Origin of the sequence: Bradyrhizobium sp. 31Argb (assembly GCF_043638955.1) — a bacterium.
GTDB lineage: Bacteria > Pseudomonadota > Alphaproteobacteria > Rhizobiales > Xanthobacteraceae > Bradyrhizobium.
Map to the genome: position 1 here is coordinate 17,508 of NZ_JBEGDB010000061.1, position 16,140 is coordinate 33,647.

A 16,140-nucleotide genomic window follows, 5' to 3' on the forward strand; every position below is an offset into this window, starting at 1 on the left:
CATGATGTGAGAACTGTTCCAATGCCGGGCAGTTCGCCCCAGGGGGGTGTGACGATGCGTGACTGTTCGAAAGGCCGTACCGGATTCGACCGCGTGCTGATGGCCGTCGCCGCGACGTTCCTGACGGTCTCCGCGACCTCAGCGCTGGCCCAGTCGGACGCGCCGCGCGGCAGTGCCGCAGAACTCGCGATCGACGCCGCAATCCCGCGTCCCGAGCCTGCCAACGTTCCGCCGCCGACCGCGGCCGATATCAAGCTGGACACCACCGCCTCGGTGCCGGATGCGACGAAGGACGCCATCACGCCGAGCGAACCCGACGCCGCCACCAAAACCGCTGAGCCCAAGCTCGAATCCAAGCCGGCCGATGTCGTCACCGCGCCCGCCGCCGAACCGAAGCCGAGCGACGTGGCGAAGGACGCGCCCAAGGACACGGCGAAGGACACGGCGAAGGAGCCAGTCAAGAACGACACCGCCACGGTGACGCCTTCAGCCGGGCCCGCTCCTGCGACCGCCGCCGCTCCTGCGTCCGTCACGGCGCCTGCTCCGGCAACCGCCAACGCGCCTGTAGCCGAGCCCGCCAAAGAGCCGGTCAAGGCTGCGAGCAACGTGCCGGCGGAAGATCGGCTGGTTGCCGACAAGCTTCGCGAGACGCTGGCCAGCAAGACGCTGCGCACCTTTGACCGCAAGAACGAGCGCGCCGCGGTCGAGAAGTTCTACTCCGCGCGCGACTATGCGCCGGTGTTCACGCAAGGCGGCAAGCTGACCGCAACCGGCAAGGGCGTGATCGCGCGGCTCAAGGACGCCGCCTCCGATGGCCTCAACCCGGAAGACTATCCGGTGCCGGAGTTTGCCTTGGCCTTCTCCTCGCCCGACGCGCTGGCGGAAGCCGAGCTGAAGCTCACCGCCAGCATGCTGGATTATGCGCGTCAGGCGCAGAGCGGCCGGATGCACTGGTCGCAGGTCTCGGCCGACATCCTCTATCCCGAGCATCCGATCGATCCGTCGGAAGTCCTCGCCAACGTGACCGGCGCGAAGGACGCCTCCGCCGCGCTGGACAGCTACAACCCGCCGCACAAGCTCTACCGCGAGCTCAAGGCCAAGCTCGCCGAGTTGCGCGGCCAGGGCGATGGCCCGGCGATCGAGATCACCGAGGGGCCGGTGCTGGCCTACAAGCCCGCCACCAAAAAGCAGCCGGCGGATGTGCCGGAAGATCCGCGCGTGCCGCAGCTCCGCGCCAAGCTCGGCGTCAACGAGAATCCGGATGACACGCGTTACGACGCCAAGGTCGCCGAAGCCGTGCGCAAATTCCAGCGCAGCGTCGAGCTGAAGCCTACCGGCGTGCTGGACGATCGCACCGTGAAGGCGATCAACAGCCCGAAGCGCGACAGGCAGATCGACACCGTCATCGTCAACATGGAGCGCTGGCGCTGGCTGCCGCGCCAGCTTGGCGCGGCTTCCCTCGGCAACGCCTATGTCATCCTCAACATCCCCGACTACACGCTGCGGGTGATGCAGAACGGTGCGCCGGTCTGGACCACGCGGGTCGTGACCGGCAAGCCGGGACAGCACGCCACCCCGCTTCTGACCGAGACGATGAAGTACATCACGGTCAACCCGACCTGGAACGTGCCGCCGTCGATCATCTACAACGAATACCTGCCGGCCCTGCAGCAGGATCCGACCGTGCTGCAGCGGATGGGCCTGCGGCTCGAATACGGCCGCGACGGCTCGATTCACATCTCGCAGCCACCGGGTGAAGCGAACGCGCTCGGACGCATCCGCTTCAACTTCCCGAACAAGTTCCTGGTCTATCAGCACGACACGCCGGACAAGAACCTGTTCGGCAGGGAAGAGCGCGCCTTCAGCCATGGCTGCATGCGCGTGCAGAACCCGGACCAGTACGCTTCCGTGCTGCTCAACATCACGATGACGGACGAGCGTTTGACGCCGGAGCGGATCCGCAGCATGTATGGCTCGAGCGAGATCGACCTGAAATTCCCGACCCCGATCCCGGTCAACATCACCTATCAGACCGCGTTCGTGGACGATGCCGGCAAGTTGCAATTCCGGAAGGACGTCTATGGCCGCGACGCCGGCATGCTGGCGCTGCTCAAGAACAACCGCGGCAAGGACCTCGAATCAGTGGTGGCGCATGCGCAGCCGAACTATTCGCGCCCGAGCCGCAACAGCCTGCCGCCCGGCGTCAGCATCGCCAGCGAAAACACCAATTCCGGCCTGAACTTCTTCGAGCGGCTGTTCGGCGGCGGCCAGCCCGTGCCGCCCGCTCCGATTGGGCGCGGACAGTCGCGCGGGGTGTTCACCCGTTAATCCACCGCTCCCGGAACGCGCCAGATTCCAGAGCAAAATCAATGATCCCGCCCGCCCGGCGGGATCAATTACATTAACCATTATTCATTTGGCGCGGGTGGCGGCGCTTTTTCGCCACAGTCAACAGTTTAGGTGAGAGCCAACTTGGGAAACGGGATGGTAAATCTCGGTTAACCGTCCCGCTTTAAGAATGCGTTCACCGCCTTTCGCCGGGGTCTGCGAAAGAAAGGTCGAACGCTCGACGACTGGGTGGGCTCATCGGTGCTGGCTGTACGCACACGCCACTATAAACTGCTGTCGTTCCCGAAAGCCGGATGTCAGGTCGGGCTGACATCGCTATTGCTGCTTGCAGGCGCCGGATCGGTTCACGACGCCACCGCCTTGAACGAGACCCGCACCCTCTCCTTCCACCACACCCATTCGAACGAAGACCTCACCATCACCTTCAAGCGCGACGGCCGCTACGACGAAGACGCGCTGAAGAAGCTCAATCACTTCTTGCGCGACTGGCGCACCCAGGACGAGACCACGATGGATCGTCGGCTCTTCGACATCCTCTGGGAAGTCTATCGCGACGTCGACGGCAAGCAGCCGATCAACATCATCTCCTCCTACCGCTCTCCCGCTACTAACGCCATGCTCCGTCGCCGCTCCTCCGGGGTGGCGCGCTTCAGCCAGCACATGCTGGGGCATGCGATGGATTTCTACATTCCCGGCGTGCCGCTCGAGCAGATCCGCTATGCCGGCCTGCGCCTACAGCGTGGCGGTGTCGGTTTCTATCCGACCTCCGGCTCGCCTTTTGTTCACCTCGACACCGGCTCGATTCGCCACTGGCCACGCATGACGCATGACCAGTTGGCGAGGGTGTTCCCGGACGGCCGCACCGTCCACGTCCCCTCCGATGGCAACCCGTTGAAGGGCTATGAGCTTGCCCGCGCCGACATCGAGCGGCGCGGTAATGGCGATGGCTCGTCGTCCGGCGGCGGCAAGATCGGCGGCTTCCTGACCGCGCTGTTCACGGGCAAGCCGGCTGCCGGCAGCGACGAGGACGACGAGGGCGCAGCTACGTCGGCTGCCGTCGAGAAGCCCGCGCCCGTCCTGGCTTCCGCCAGATCTGCCGACTCCAAGTCGGCCGACCCCGTGCCGATGCCACGCGCAAAACCGCAATTCGCCTCGACGATCCAGCTCGCCGCAGCCGACGCCCAGATCGTCCCGGCCGCAAAGGCCAAGCCGGCAGCGCCGGCGCCCGCCGAGAAGTCCGAGCCGAAGCTTGAGACGCCTGCCGACATCATCAATGCCCGCGGCTTCTGGGGCGACGATCTACCGGCAGCGAAACAGGCAACCGCCGCGCAGATCGCAGCCTTCAAGGCACGCGAGGCGGTCGGTGCCACCGATCCGGTGGCCACTGCCAGCGTGTCGGAGAATTTCAACAAAGCGCTCGCCTATGCCCCGGCGAACTCGTCGGTTGACCGTAGCAATGTCGTTGCCGCCTCCGCGCCGGTCCCACGCAGCGTCCGTCCGAGCCGCAATGCCGGCGCCGCCGCAACCGAGATCAACACCGTGGTCGCCAAGGGCGCGCAAGGTCAGGGCAGCGTGATCTCGACCTCGACTCGCATCTCCGCCGCCAAGGGCAACGATCTCTGGATGCGCGTGGTGATGTTGGCGCCGAGCGCGAGCAACGCCATGCTGACCACCGTGCTCGGCGATACCGACATGACCATGATGCGCGCCCATTTCGTCAAGCCGCAGGCCGCGATCAACATGACCTTCTCAAACGATCCGATGATGGGCATGAGCTGCGACAGCTTCACCGGCTCCGCCACCGCAACGCTTCCGACGACCTCCTTCGTCGTCCGCACCGCCGCGCTGCGCTGATTCGCCTCCGCAAATTCAGTGTCGTCCCCGCGAAGGCGGGAATCCGCCGCTGTCTGACATCGAAACGGAATTCTTTCCGTCATTGCGAGCGGAGCGAAGCAATCCATGCCACCACTTGCGGAGACATGGATTGCTTCGTCGCGTTGCTCCTCGCAATGACGGCGGTGTCGGGGTCGCGCTTCGCTTGCCCGGGACGACAGGGGTGTAGTTGCGCGGCTAAGGCCTCAGATCATCCCCAGCGCTTGCATGTAGGTCTCGATGATCGTCTCCTGTTCCTGGCGCTCGTTCGGATCCTGCTTGCGCAGGCGCACGATGGTGCGCAGGGCTTTGACGTCGTATCCGTTGCCCTTGCTCTCGGCATAGACGTCGCGGATGTCGTCCGAGATCGCCTTTTTCTCTTCTTCCAGCCGCTCGATGCGCTCGATGATGGCCTTGAGCTGGTCTTTTGCGAATCGGGTCGCGGGTTCTTCTTTGACGGCAGCGGAGGTGGCCATCGGGTACTCCTGAAATGGAACTGGTGTTGAGGCGTCCTGAGCGGTATGCGCTCCTCACGCATCGCGTGTCGGAAATGACCCTCAAGTTTGGGACGCCTCCCGTCAAGGAAACGTCGCGCTCATCCACAGCGCGCCCACAAGAGATGCTGGTAGAGTCGGTGGTTACACGGTGATTCTAGTGGATACGCCGAAAATCGTAAGGGTGGGCAAAGCGCAGCGTGCCCACCTTCCTTGCACCGACCGTGAATGGTGGGCACGCTGCGCTTTGCCCACCCTACAGCTCAGTGCCCGGGGTGCGCCTTCTTCATCGCAGCCAGTTGCTCCGGCGTCGCCGTGCCCTGGTATTTTGCCTTCCACTCCTCATAGGGCATGCCGTAGACGGCCTCGCGGCTCTCATCCTTGCTGATCGCGACACCCTTGGCGTCGGCCTCTTCCTTCATCCAGTTGGAGAGGCAATTCCGGCAGAATCCGGCGAGGTTCATCAGGTCGATATTCTGGACGTCGGTGCGGTCCTGCAGATGCTGGACCAGGCGCCGGAAAACGGCGGCTTCCAGCTCGGTCCTGGTCCTGTCGTCAATGGTCATGGCCGTCATCCCGGTTTGTGATTCCCAGCATATTGATATCAGGTGGGATTCGTCACAGATTTTGCCACATCGCTGCGCAAAACAGCATGAAATCGGGTGGGATCGGCGGTTTTCGATGGCAGAAGTCCGCCTGCCTTCCGTTGACAGGCGCCGCCGAGCCACGCGAAATCGTCAATGATTCGGTGTAGCTTCGCCTCATGATCGTACTGGATTCCCTTCCCCTCCCCCCTCGTCTGCTTGCCGGTCTTCTGCCCGTGCTGGCGCTTGTGGCGGCGTGCCTGTGGACCAGCCCCGCGGCGGCCGATTTCCGGCTCTGCAACAATACCGCCAGCCGGGTCGGCATCGCGCTCGGCTACAAGGACGCCGAGGGCTGGACCACCGAGGGTTGGTGGAACATCTCCTCGCGCTCCTGCGAGACCTTGCTGCGGGGCAATCTGGTCGCGCGCTATTATTACATCTACGCGCTGGACTATGACCGCGGCGGCGAATGGTCGGGCCAGGCCTTCATGTGCTCGCGCGACAAGGAGTTCACCATTCGCGGCACCGAGAATTGCCTGGCGCGCGGCTATGACCGCACTGGCTTCTTCGAGGTCGATACCGGGGAGCAACGGGCGTGGACCGTACAACTGACGGAAGCCAACGAGCAGCCGGCGCAGAAGGTGCCGGGAATGCCGGGCGGGGTCGCACCGGGGACTCCCCCAGTGCCAGGCCTGCCCAATCCACCGGGCGGAACGCCTCCAGGCGCGTCTGGTCTACCTCCAGCCGCACCGCCCGGAAGCAAGCAATGAGAAGACTACGTCGGATCAAGATCCTCGCGACCTTGGGTCCCGCCTCCTCCGACAGCGCAATGATCCGCAAGCTGTTCGAGGCCGGCGCCGACCTCTTTCGCATCAACATGAGCCACACCCCGCATGACAAGATGCGGGACCTTGTGAAGACCATCCGCAATGTCGAGTCCAGCTACGGCCGGCCGATCGGCATCCTAGTCGACCTGCAGGGGCCCAAGCTCCGGCTCGGCGCCTTTGCCGAGGGCTCAGTGCAGCTCAACAACGGCCAGAGCTTCGTGCTCGATTCCGACAAGACGCCGGGCGACAGCACCCGCGTCAACCTCCCGCATCCGGAGATCCTGGCGGCACTGCGGCCCGGCCACGCGCTATTGCTCGATGACGGCAAGGTGCGGCTGATTGCGGAAGAGACCTCGCCCGACCGCGCGGTGACGCGCGTGGTGATCGGCGGCAAGATGTCGGACCGCAAGGGCGTCAGCCTCCCCGACACCGACCTGCCGGTGTCGGCGATGACGCCGAAGGACCGCGCCGATCTCGAGGCCGCGCTGACGACGGGCATCGACTGGATCGCACTGTCCTTCGTGCAGCGCGCCGAGGACGTCCACGAGGCCAAGAAGATGATCCGCGGCCGCGCCGCCGTCATGGCGAAGATCGAGAAGCCGCAGGCGATCGACCGGCTGGCCGACATCATCGAGGCATCCGATGCGCTGATGGTCGCGCGCGGCGATCTCGGCGTCGAGCTGCCGCTGGAGCGCGTGCCGAGCCTGCAGAAGCAGATGACGCGGATGGCGCGCCGCGCCGGCAAGCCGGTGGTGGTCGCGACCCAGATGCTGGAATCGATGATCCAGGCGCCGGTGCCGACCCGCGCCGAGGTCTCCGACGTCGCCACCGCCGTCTATGAAGGCGCGGATGCAATCATGCTCTCGGCGGAATCGGCTGCCGGCAAATATCCGGTGGAAGCGGTCACCACCATGAACCGCATCGGCGAGGAAGTGGAACGCGACCCGACCTATCGCGGCGTGCTCACCGCGCAGCGCGCCGAGCCGGAGCAGACGGTGGGCGATGCGATCGCGGATGCCGCGCGCCAGATCGCCGAGACGCTCGACCTCTCGGCGATCATCTGCTGGACCTCGTCAGGCTCGACCGCGATCCGCGTCGCGCGCGAACGGCCCAAGGTGCCGGTCGTTGCGATCACGCCGAACCTGGCGACGGGCCGCAAGCTCTCGGTCGTGTGGGGCGTGCATTGTGTCGTCGCCGAGGACGCGCGCGACCAGGACGACATGGTCGACCGCGCCAACTCCATCGCGTTCAGGGATGGCTTTGCCCGCGCCGGCCAGCGCGTGATCATCGTCGCCGGCGTCCCCCTCGGCATCCCCGGCACCACCAACATGGTCCGAATCGCCTCCGTCGCGCCCCAAAGCGACACGGAGAAGTGACGGGCGTTCGTACGGCGCATAACCTCGTAGGGTGCGCAAAGCGCAGCGTGCCCACCATTCCGGAACGCAACTGTCGACAGATGGTGGGCACGCTTCGCTTTGCCCACCCTACTTCGCTCTTGGCGCCTACGCCCCCACCAGCGCCTTCGCGGGCGTGGTGGCCTGCACCACGAGGCCGCGGGCGCGGGCGTCCATGACGCCGACGGCGCGCAATGCGAGCAGCGTCACCGTTTGCACGGCGTCGCGCAGCTTGGCGGGATCGTCGAGATTGTCGGGCGCGAGCGGCCCGACCAGCGACTCATGCAGCGCGCCGAGCAGCGCAGTGGCGGCGAGCGCGGTGTCCTGCGCCGGCAGGTGGCCGGCGCGCACCGCGGCATCGATCCGGGTGGCGATTTCGCCCGCAATCTCGCGCCGGCTGGCAAGCCGCGAGGCGGTGACGTCGACATCGACAGGCTCAGCCAGGATGCCCCAGGCGAGCTTGCGCTGCGACAGCACATGGACGGCAACCGTGGTGACCGCGGCGGCCAGCGCCGAGGACGGCCCCGGCGCAGCATCGGCCGCCCGGCGAATCGCGGCAAGCTCGTCGCGCGAGACCTCGGCGATCAGTTCGGAGATCAGATCGGCCTTGGACGGGAAATAGCGGTACACGGTTCCGGCCGCGACATGGGCGCGGACCGCAACCGGGGCGATCTGCACCGCGGCCATGCCGCCATCCGCCGCCGCCTCGCGTGCCGCAGCCAGAATGGCGCTGCGCCGGGCGGCCAGCCGCTTTACCACTTGATGGGTTCGCCGATAGACCATGGCGCGGTTCCCGTCCCCAGGCTCTCGCCGGCTCGGGATCGGCCGAACGAGACTTCACTATTTTGGGCGATCGAGCGCGGATCGCTGCAAAAGATGAACACCTATTCATGGCGTCTGGCAAGACGGATTTGTGCCGTCTGGAATGCACAAAAAGAAGGGGTCCCACCGCCGGGACCTTGGTTACTCCCAGCTTAACGCGCCGCCGTTCTGGTATTCGATCACGCGGGTCTCGAAGAAATTCTTCTCTTTCTTCAGGTCCATCGCCTCCGACATCCAGGGAAAGGGATTGTCGGCTTCATCGAATACCGGCGCGAGCCCGAGTTGGGCGCAACGGCGATTGGCGATGAAGTGCATGTAGGTTTCGCAGAGTGCCGCGTTCAATCCGAGAAAGCCGCGCGGCATGGTGTCCCGCCCATAGGCTGCTTCGAGCTCGGCCGCCGTCCGCACCATCTCGCGAATCTCCTCCTGGAACGCCTTCGTCCAAAGATGCGGATTCTCGATTCGGATCTGGTTGATGACATCGATGCCGAAGTTCAGGTGGATGGATTCATCGCGCAGGATGTACTGATACTGCTCGGCGATCCCGACCATTTTGTTGCGCCGGCCGAGCGAGAGGATCTGCGCGAAGCCGGTGTAGAACCACATGCCTTCGAAGATGACGTAGAAGGCGACGAGGTCGCGCAGGAACGCCTGGTCGGCTTCCGGCGTCCCGGTCCTGAAATCGGGATCGTCCAGATGCTGTGTATGCTTCAGAGCCCATGCCGCCTTGTCCGTGATCGAGGGCACCTCGCGGTACATGTTGAACAGCTCGCCTTCATCGAGCCCCAGGCTCTCGACGATGTACTGGAAAGTATGGGTGTGCACGGCCTCCTCGAATGCCTGCCGCAATAGATATTGCCGGCATTCCGGATTGGTCAGATGGCGATAGATCGCCAGCACGATGTTGTTGGCGACGAGGCTTTCGGACGCCGCGAAGAAGCCGAGATTGCGCTTGATCGCGCGGCGCTCGTCCTCAGTCAGGCCGTCGCGCGATTTCCACAGCGCGATGTCGGCCTGCATCGAGACTTCCGTCGGCATCCAGTGGTTGTTGCAGGCGGCAAGATATTTCTCCCACGCCCATTTGTATTTCAGCGGCAGCAACTGATTGACGTCGGCGCGGCAGTTGATCATCCGCTTGTCGTCGACCGAGACACGGCCGCCATGGCGATCGATGGCGCCGAGGCCGGTCTGGTTGCCGGCTGCGGCGAGGTTCATGACGGGGATGGCCGCGTGGCGCGCGGGCGCGGTGGGCTCTGACCAGTCGAGCATGGTGTTATTCCTTATTCCGCTGTTCACTGGCAGGCTTCGCATTCGGGATTGTCGATCGAGCAGGCGATGGCGCCGGACAAGTCCGGGGCGGTGGACATCGCCGGGGCAACTGTAACGGCGTTGAGCTTGCCGTCGGTGCCCTTCAGCGTCGACTTCTCGACATGGGTGGCGCTGCGCGAGCGCAGGTAATAGGTCGTCTTCAGGCCGCGCTGCCAGGCCAGGCGATACAGCGCATCGAGCTTCTTGCCGGAGGGGTTGGCGATATAGAGGTTGAGCGACTGCGACTGGTCGATCCATTTCTGCCGCCGCGCCGCCGCCTCGATCAGCCAGGCGCTGTCGATCTCGAACGCGGTCGCGTAGAGCGCCTTGACATCATCGGGGATGCGGTCGATCGCACCGAGACTGCCATCGAAATATTTGAGGTCGCTGACCATCACCTCGTCCCACAGCCCGCGCGCCTTGAGATCGCGGACCAGGAAGGCGTTCACGACCGTGAAGTCGCCGGACATGTTGGATTTGACATAGAGATTCTGGTAGGCGGGCTCGATCGACTGCGCCACGCCGCAGATGTTGGAGATGGTTGCCGTCGGCGCGATCGCCATCACGTTGGAATTGCGCATGCCGACCGTCTTGACGCGCTCGCGCAAGCCGTCCCAGTCCAGCGTGCGCGAGCGGTCCATCGCGACTTCACCGCGCGCTTCGGCAAGCAGCTCGATCGAATCGATCGGCAGGATGCCCTGGCTCCACAGCGATCCCTCGAACGACGGATAACGGCCGCGCTCGGCGGCGAGATCGACGGAAGCCGAGATCGCGTGATAGGCGATCGCCTCCATGCTGGTGTCGGCGAAGGTGACCGCCGCGTCGGACGCAAGCGGGATACGAAGCACATGCAGCGCATCCTGAAATCCCATCAACCCGAGGCCGACCGGCCGGTGCCGCAGGTTGGAGCGCCGTGCCTCGGGGATGGTGTAGAAATTGATGTCGATGACATTGTCGAGCATCCGCATCGCGGTCGCGACCGTCCGCTTCAGCCTGACCGAGTCGAGCCCGCGCTCGCCGATATGGTTGAGCAGGTTGATCGAACCGAGATTGCAGACCGCGGTCTCCTCGTCCGAAGTGTTGAGCGTGATCTCGGTGCAGAGATTGGAGGAATGGATCACGCCGACATGGCGCTGCGGCGAACGCAAATTGCAGGGGTCCTTGAAGGTGATCCAGGGATGCCCGGTTTCGAACAGCATGGTCAGCATCTTGCGCCAGAGATCGACCGCGCGGATCTTCTTGGATACGCGCATCTCGCCGCGCGCGGCCTTGTCTTCGTAGGACGCGTAGCGCTCGGCAAAAGCCTTGCCGTAGAGATCATGCAGATCGGGCGTCTCGTCCGGCGAGAACAGCGTCCATGCGCCATCGGCCTCGACGCGCTGCATGAAGAGATCGGGCACCCAGTTGGCGGTGTTCATGTCATGGGTGCGGCGACGATCGTCGCCCGTGTTCTTGCGCAGGTCCAAAAATTCTTCGACGTCGATGTGGCAGGTCTCGAGATAGGCGCAGACCGCGCCCTTGCGTTTTCCGCCCTGGTTGACGGCGATCGCGGTGTCGTTGGCAACTTTAAGGAACGGCACCACGCCCTGGCTCTCGCCATTGGTGCCCTTGATGTGCGCGCCAAGCCCACGCACGCGGGTCCAGTCATTACCGAGGCCGCCGGAATATTTGGCAAGCAGCGCGTTGTCCTTGATCGACTTGAAGATGCCGTCGAGATCATCAGGAACAGTGGTGAGAAAGCAGGACGACAGTTGCGGCCGCAGCGTGCCGGAATTGAACAGCGTCGGCGTCGACGCCATGAAGTCGAAGGAGGACAGGAGATTGTAGAACTCGATCGCGCGTGCCTCGCGGTCGATCTCGCGCAATGCCAGACCCATGGCGACACGCATGAAGAAGGCTTGCGGCAATTCGATCCGGTCGCCGCGGACATGCAGGAAATAGCGATCATAAAGCGTCTGCAAGCCGAGGAACTGGAACGCGAGATCGCGCTCCGGCTTCAGCGCCGCGGCGAGCTTGTTCAGGTCGAAGCGGCCGAGCTCGGGATCGAGCAATTCGGCGCGGATGCCGGCCTTGATGTAGACCGGGAAGTATTCGCCATAACGCACGGCCATGTCCGCCTGCGACGCAGTGGTTGGTGCGCCCTGCACGAAGGACAGCACTTCGGTGCGGAGCTTGTCGAGCAGCAGGCGCGCGCTGACATAGGCGTAATTCGGCTCCTGCTCAACCAGCGTGCGCGCCGCCATCACGCTGGCGAGCGCGAGTTCATCCTGGCTGATGCCGTCATACAGATTGCGCTGGATTTCTGCCACCACAGGCGCGGCATCGACGCCGTCGACCCCGGCGCAGGCCTCGCCGACGATCATCGCCAGCCGCGCATGGTCGAGCGGCACCTTGTTGCCGTCCGCGAGCGTGACGTGGATGATTGGGCCGGCCGCGGCCTTTGCTGATTTCGCGGCCTGCTGCTCGGCGCGCTGCCGCGCCCGCTCCTCGCGATAGAGCACGTAGGCGCGCGCCACCTTGTGATGGCCGCTGCGCATCAGCGCCAGTTCAACCTGGTCCTGGATGTCTTCGATATGAAAGGTGCGGCCTTCGCTCATCCGGCGTGACAGCGCGCCGACGACTTCGGCGGTCAATTCCTCGACCGCTTCGTGCACGCGGCGCGACGCTGCCGCCGTATGACCCTCGACCGCGAGGAAGGCCTTGGTCATTGCCACCGAGATCTTGCCGGCATCGAATTGCGACACCGTGCCGTTGCGGCGGATCACCTGCATCGGCAGCCGCGCCTCCGGCGCCGCGATCGATTCGGGGCGCAGGTGAATGAGAGACGACGCGGTGGCTTCGCGATCGAGAGAGAGTGACATCTTGCAGACCCCGTGATGTTTGTTGGGGCCGGATGCCGGAGGCGACGCTGCGTGATGATGCCGGCGGCGCACCGGCATGAGCCTGCAAGCGACCGCCGGGACACCCCGCCCGTGGACGTTATTTGCTGTCACGGCAGGTCTCCTGGCTCGCAGGTCGGCGTTACTCCCCGTCTTCCCAATGCGATGCCGCATCAGTGACGTCTAAAGTCGGGAGCAACTCACTGCTTACAGTTGCGGGGGCAGCGCCGGATTCTCGCGATAAATGCGCGATCACTGGCTTCCCTCTTAGCCACCATTCCTTGCGTCATGATGGACCGTGACAGCTACATCTGGTGCGATTTGTGGAATGGTGTCAATGGGACGTATGGGCGAAGCGCAAAAATTTCGGTCCATGCCGTCGATGCTGTGAACAACCGGCGCCACGCGCACGTGATGTCATCCGAGTTGACCTTCGCGCGATCTTGCCGGTAAGTGAACGCGTCGTGGTTCTTCGGAGAGATCTTTTCCGGAGCTAAGAGGGAAGCCGGTGTAAAGCCGGAGCTGCCCCCGCAACTGTAAGCGGCGAGCCGCGGTCCACAATTGCCACTGAAGCCTGCAAAGCTTCGGGAAGGCCGGACCGCAGCAACGACCCGCGAGCCAGGAGACCTGCCTCGACAACATACACGTCCTCGGGCGGGGTGTCCCGGTGGTGCGGTTGCGATTCCGTGCACACCTCGCGCAGGGAATCCAGACGTGTCACTACGGCCTTTGCCCCCAACTCATGGGGTTAAGCCAATGTCTTCCACTTCACTTGCTGTTGCATCTCTCGGAACGCCGCGGATCGGTCCGCGCCGTGAACTGAAATTCGCGCTGGAACGCTTTTGGTCCGGCGCATCGGACGAAAAGACGCTGATCGAAACCGGCATCGGGCTCCGTGCGGCCAATTGGGCGCGGCAGAAGAAGCTCGGCATCACCGTGATCCCGTCGAACGATTTTTCGTTCTACGATCAGGTGCTCGACACCTGCGCGATGGTCGGCGCGATCCCGGAAACCTATGGCTGGACCGGCGGCGCAGTGCCGCTTGCGACCTATTTCGCGATGGCACGCGGCACCAAGGCCGACGCGCATGACGAGGCCTGCGGACATGGCCATCACGCGCACGGCGTGGCGGCGCTCGAAATGACGAAATGGTTCGACACCAACTATCATTACATGGTGCCGGAGCTTCGCAAGAACCAGTATTTTGCGCTCGCCTCGCGCAAGCCGATCGAAGAGTATGAGGAGGCGAAGGCACTGGGTTATCAGACGCGTCCCGTGCTGATCGGCCCGGTCACGTTCCTGAAACTGGCCAAGTCCAAGGACGCGCATTTCGACACGCTGTCGCTGCTCGACAGGCTCTTGCCGGTCTACATCGAAGTGTTGCGCGAGCTCGCTGCCCGCGGCGCGGAATGGGTGCAGATCGACGAGCCCTGTCTCGCAACTGATCTGGATGCCGCAGCTCAGCAAGCCCTACGGCGCGCCTATTCCGGAATCGCCAAAGCAGTGCCGGACATCAGGATCATGCTGGCGACCTGCTTCGGCGGGCTCGGCGGCAATCGTGCGGTCGCGTTTGACCTTCCGGTCGCCGGCCTGCATCTCGATCTCGTGCGCGCGCCTGAACAGCTCGGCGATCTCATGGATGTTCCGAAGCAGCGCGTGCTGTCGCTCGGCGTGATCGACGGCCGGAATGTCTGGCGCGCGGATCTGAGCCGGATCCTCGATCAGCTCGAGCCCGTTGTCGCAAAGCTCGGCAAGGAACACGTCCAGATCGCGCCATCGTGCTCGCTGCTTCATGTGCCAATCGATCTCGCGCTGGAGACGAAGCTCGATCCCGAGGTGAAGACCTGGCTCTCATTCTCGGCGCAGAAGCTCGAAGAACTTGCCGCCCTCGGCGCGGCTCTTGGAAGTGGCCGGGCCCATGCGTCCGAAGCGATCCGAGCATCCGATGCCGCCGCGGCCGCGCGCAAGATCTCGCCGCGGATTCACGATGTGAAGGTTGCCCAGCGTCTCGCCGCCATCGATGACGGCACGCGCCATCGTGCCAGCCGGTTCGCCGAGCGCGTCGAGGTGCAGCGCGAGCGGTTCAACCTGCCGCGCTTCCCGACCACGACCATCGGCTCCTTCCCGCAGACGACCGATGTCAGGAACGCACGCGCCGCGCATGCCAAGGGCGCACTCAGCGATACCGCCTACAAGACCTATCTGCAGCATCAGACCGCGCGCGCCATCCGTTGGCAGGAGAATATCGGGCTCGACGTCCTGGTCCATGGCGAGTTCGAACGCAACGACATGGTGCAGTATTTTGGCGAGCAGCTTTCCGGCTTCGCCTTCACCGAACTCGGCTGGGTGCAGTCCTACGGCTCGCGCTGCGTCCGGCCGCCGATCCTCTACGGCGATGTCTCACGACCGCAGCCGATGACAGTCGAATGGTGGCAGTTCGCGCAGTCGCTGACGACGAAGCCGGTGAAGGCGATGTTGACGGGCCCCGTGACCATCCTGAACTGGTCGTTTGTCCGCGACGACCTGCCGCGCAGCGAAGTGTGCCGACAGATCGCGCTCGCTATTCGGGATGAGGTGCACGATCTCGAAGCGGCCGGCGCCGGCATGATCCAGATCGACGAGGCAGCGCTGCGGGAAGGCCTGCCGCTGCGCAGGTCGGAATGGAAGACCTATCTCGATTGGGCGGTCGACAGTTTCCGCATCTGCGCCTCCGGCGTGCAGGACGAAACCCAGATCCACACCCATATGTGCTACTCCGAGTTCAACGACATCATCGACGCCATCGCGGCGATGGACGCCGATGTCATCTCGATCGAGACCTCGCGCTCGAAGATGGAATTGCTCGACGCCTTCCGGAACTACCGCTACCCGAACGAAATCGGTCCCGGCGTCTACGACATCCATTCGCCGCGCGTGCCTGACATTGGCGAGATCACCGATCTCCTCAAGCTCGCAAGGCAACGGCTCTCCGACACCCAGCTCTGGATCAATCCCGACTGCGGCTTGAAGACCCGCAAGTGGGAGGAGGTGCGTCCGGCGCTCGCCAACATGGTCGCTGCGGCGCGCGAATTGCGGTCGCTTGCCTAGTATTGCCGCCCCGTCTCGTATCCTCCGGCGGCTCGAGAAGGAGAACCCCATGCGCTTCTGGATTCAATGCACGAGGTTCGAGACGGGGCAGCCCATCCACATCAACATCGCGCTCGTCGGCAGCATGTGGCGCGACGGCGAGCGCACCGTGCTTGCCTTCGTCGGCGGCGATGGCGAGAGGATCGATGTCGCCGAAACGCCGGAGCACATTCTGGCCGTGCATCTCGGCGCGCCCGGGAGGGCATGACGATATGCAGTCGGTTAATAACGTCATTGCGAGGAGCAAAGCGACGAAGCAATCCATTTCGCCGCTTGCGGAGGTATGGATTGCTTCGTCGCTTGCGCTCCTCGCAATGACGGTGTCGTCTTGGCGAAGGCCAGGACCCATAACCACCGATGCCTGTTGTGGAGCGAGCAAGCAGATACGGCTTTGCGCACCAGGAGCATCTGTGGTTGATGGGGTGGACGGCCCCCTACGGCATCAGTTGTGCCAGAATGAGGTTGTCGAAATCTCAAACGAGGGA

General features: G+C 64.2%; 11 protein-coding genes and 2 riboswitches. Of the genes, 6 read left to right on the forward strand and 5 right to left on the reverse strand.

Annotated elements, in window-relative coordinates; translation table 11 throughout:
• Positions 1–54 precede the first annotated feature (54 nt).
• Both AAFX91_RS14825 and AAFX91_RS14830 read left to right on the forward strand, forming a co-directional pair.
• Entirely contained in the window at positions 55–2,328 is a 2,274-nt protein-coding gene (locus AAFX91_RS14825) for a L,D-transpeptidase family protein (RefSeq protein WP_394566958.1), read from the forward strand.
• A gap of 261 nt (positions 2,329–2,589) precedes the next feature.
• Positions 2,590–4,203, forward strand: coding sequence for a DUF882 domain-containing protein (locus tag AAFX91_RS14830; protein ID WP_245476319.1), 1,614 nt, complete (start codon positions 2,590–2,592; stop codon positions 4,201–4,203).
• A gap of 224 nt (positions 4,204–4,427) precedes the next feature.
• On the opposite strand, the gene AAFX91_RS14835 is transcribed toward AAFX91_RS14830, so the two are convergent.
• Complete coding sequence (locus AAFX91_RS14835) at positions 4,428–4,697, reverse strand: DUF2312 domain-containing protein (protein WP_028163653.1); 270 nt, start codon at positions 4,695–4,697, stop codon at positions 4,428–4,430.
• 281 nt (positions 4,698–4,978) lie between these two features.
• Positions 4,979–5,281 carry a DUF1244 domain-containing protein gene (locus AAFX91_RS14840; RefSeq protein ID WP_130579701.1) on the reverse strand — a complete coding sequence of 101 codons (303 nt, stop codon included), beginning with the start codon at positions 5,279–5,281 and terminating at the stop codon, positions 4,979–4,981.
• 197 nt (positions 5,282–5,478) lie between these two features.
• Here AAFX91_RS14840 and AAFX91_RS14845 point away from each other — a divergent pair, with 197 nt between their 5' ends.
• Both AAFX91_RS14845 and pyk read left to right on the forward strand, forming a co-directional pair.
• The gene (locus AAFX91_RS14845) at positions 5,479–6,069 is read left to right on the forward strand and encodes a DUF1036 domain-containing protein (RefSeq protein WP_165421175.1); all 591 of its coding nucleotides are present in this window, start codon (positions 5,479–5,481) and stop codon (positions 6,067–6,069) included.
• Complete coding sequence (gene pyk, locus AAFX91_RS14850; RefSeq protein WP_130579700.1) at positions 6,066–7,502, forward strand: pyruvate kinase; 1,437 nt, start codon at positions 6,066–6,068, stop codon at positions 7,500–7,502. The genes AAFX91_RS14845 and pyk overlap by 4 nt, the downstream gene beginning before the upstream one ends.
• A gap of 126 nt (positions 7,503–7,628) precedes the next feature.
• Here the strand turns inward: pyk and AAFX91_RS14855 are convergent, their stop codons facing one another.
• From AAFX91_RS14855 to AAFX91_RS14865, 3 genes are all read right to left on the reverse strand, one after another.
• Positions 7,629–8,303, reverse strand: coding sequence for a TetR/AcrR family transcriptional regulator (locus AAFX91_RS14855; RefSeq protein WP_130579699.1), 675 nt, complete (start codon positions 8,301–8,303; stop codon positions 7,629–7,631).
• A 180-nt stretch (positions 8,304–8,483) separates the two neighbouring features.
• A complete protein-coding gene (locus AAFX91_RS14860) occupies positions 8,484–9,611 on the reverse strand; it encodes a ribonucleotide-diphosphate reductase subunit beta (protein WP_130579698.1) in 1,128 nt (375 codons plus the stop codon).
• Between the two features lie 23 nt (positions 9,612–9,634).
• Complete coding sequence (locus tag AAFX91_RS14865; RefSeq protein ID WP_394566959.1) at positions 9,635–12,511, reverse strand: ribonucleoside-diphosphate reductase subunit alpha; 2,877 nt, start codon at positions 12,509–12,511, stop codon at positions 9,635–9,637.
• Positions 12,512–12,625: 114 nt separating this feature from the next.
• Positions 12,626–12,845: riboswitch (cobalamin riboswitch) on the reverse strand.
• Positions 12,846–12,977: 132 nt separating this feature from the next.
• A riboswitch (cobalamin riboswitch) is annotated at positions 12,978–13,179 on the forward strand.
• 106 nt (positions 13,180–13,285) lie between these two features.
• Here AAFX91_RS14865 and metE point away from each other — a divergent pair.
• Positions 13,286–15,616, forward strand: coding sequence for a 5-methyltetrahydropteroyltriglutamate--homocysteine S-methyltransferase (metE, locus tag AAFX91_RS14870; RefSeq protein ID WP_394566960.1), 2,331 nt, complete (start codon positions 13,286–13,288; stop codon positions 15,614–15,616).
• 49 nt (positions 15,617–15,665) lie between these two features.
• Positions 15,666–15,863 (forward strand): hypothetical protein, encoded by a 198-nt coding sequence (locus AAFX91_RS14875; protein ID WP_130579696.1) that lies wholly within the window; start codon positions 15,666–15,668, stop codon positions 15,861–15,863.
• The last annotated feature ends 277 nt before the right edge of the window (positions 15,864–16,140 follow it).

Bases quoted from the DNA above. Each gene is read 5' to 3' on its own strand.
- AAFX91_RS14825 (WP_394566958.1), top strand. From the start codon at position 55: ATGCGTGACTGTTCGAAAGGCCGTACCGGATTCGACCGCGTGCTGATG.
- AAFX91_RS14835 (WP_028163653.1), bottom strand. From the start codon at position 4,697: ATGGCCACCTCCGCTGCCGTCAAAGAAGAACCCGCGACCCGATTCGCA.
- AAFX91_RS14840 (WP_130579701.1), bottom strand. From the start codon at position 5,281: ATGACCATTGACGACAGGACCAGGACCGAGCTGGAAGCCGCCGTTTTC.
- AAFX91_RS14845 (WP_165421175.1), top strand. From the start codon at position 5,479: ATGATCGTACTGGATTCCCTTCCCCTCCCCCCTCGTCTGCTTGCCGGT.
- pyk (WP_130579700.1), top strand. From the start codon at position 6,066: ATGAGAAGACTACGTCGGATCAAGATCCTCGCGACCTTGGGTCCCGCC.
- AAFX91_RS14855 (WP_130579699.1), bottom strand. From the start codon at position 8,303: ATGGTCTATCGGCGAACCCATCAAGTGGTAAAGCGGCTGGCCGCCCGG.
- AAFX91_RS14860 (WP_130579698.1), bottom strand. From the start codon at position 9,611: ATGCTCGACTGGTCAGAGCCCACCGCGCCCGCGCGCCACGCGGCCATC.
- AAFX91_RS14865 (WP_394566959.1), bottom strand. From the start codon at position 12,511: ATGTCACTCTCTCTCGATCGCGAAGCCACCGCGTCGTCTCTCATTCAC.
- metE (WP_394566960.1), top strand. From the start codon at position 13,286: ATGTCTTCCACTTCACTTGCTGTTGCATCTCTCGGAACGCCGCGGATC.
- AAFX91_RS14875 (WP_130579696.1), top strand. From the start codon at position 15,666: ATGCGCTTCTGGATTCAATGCACGAGGTTCGAGACGGGGCAGCCCATC.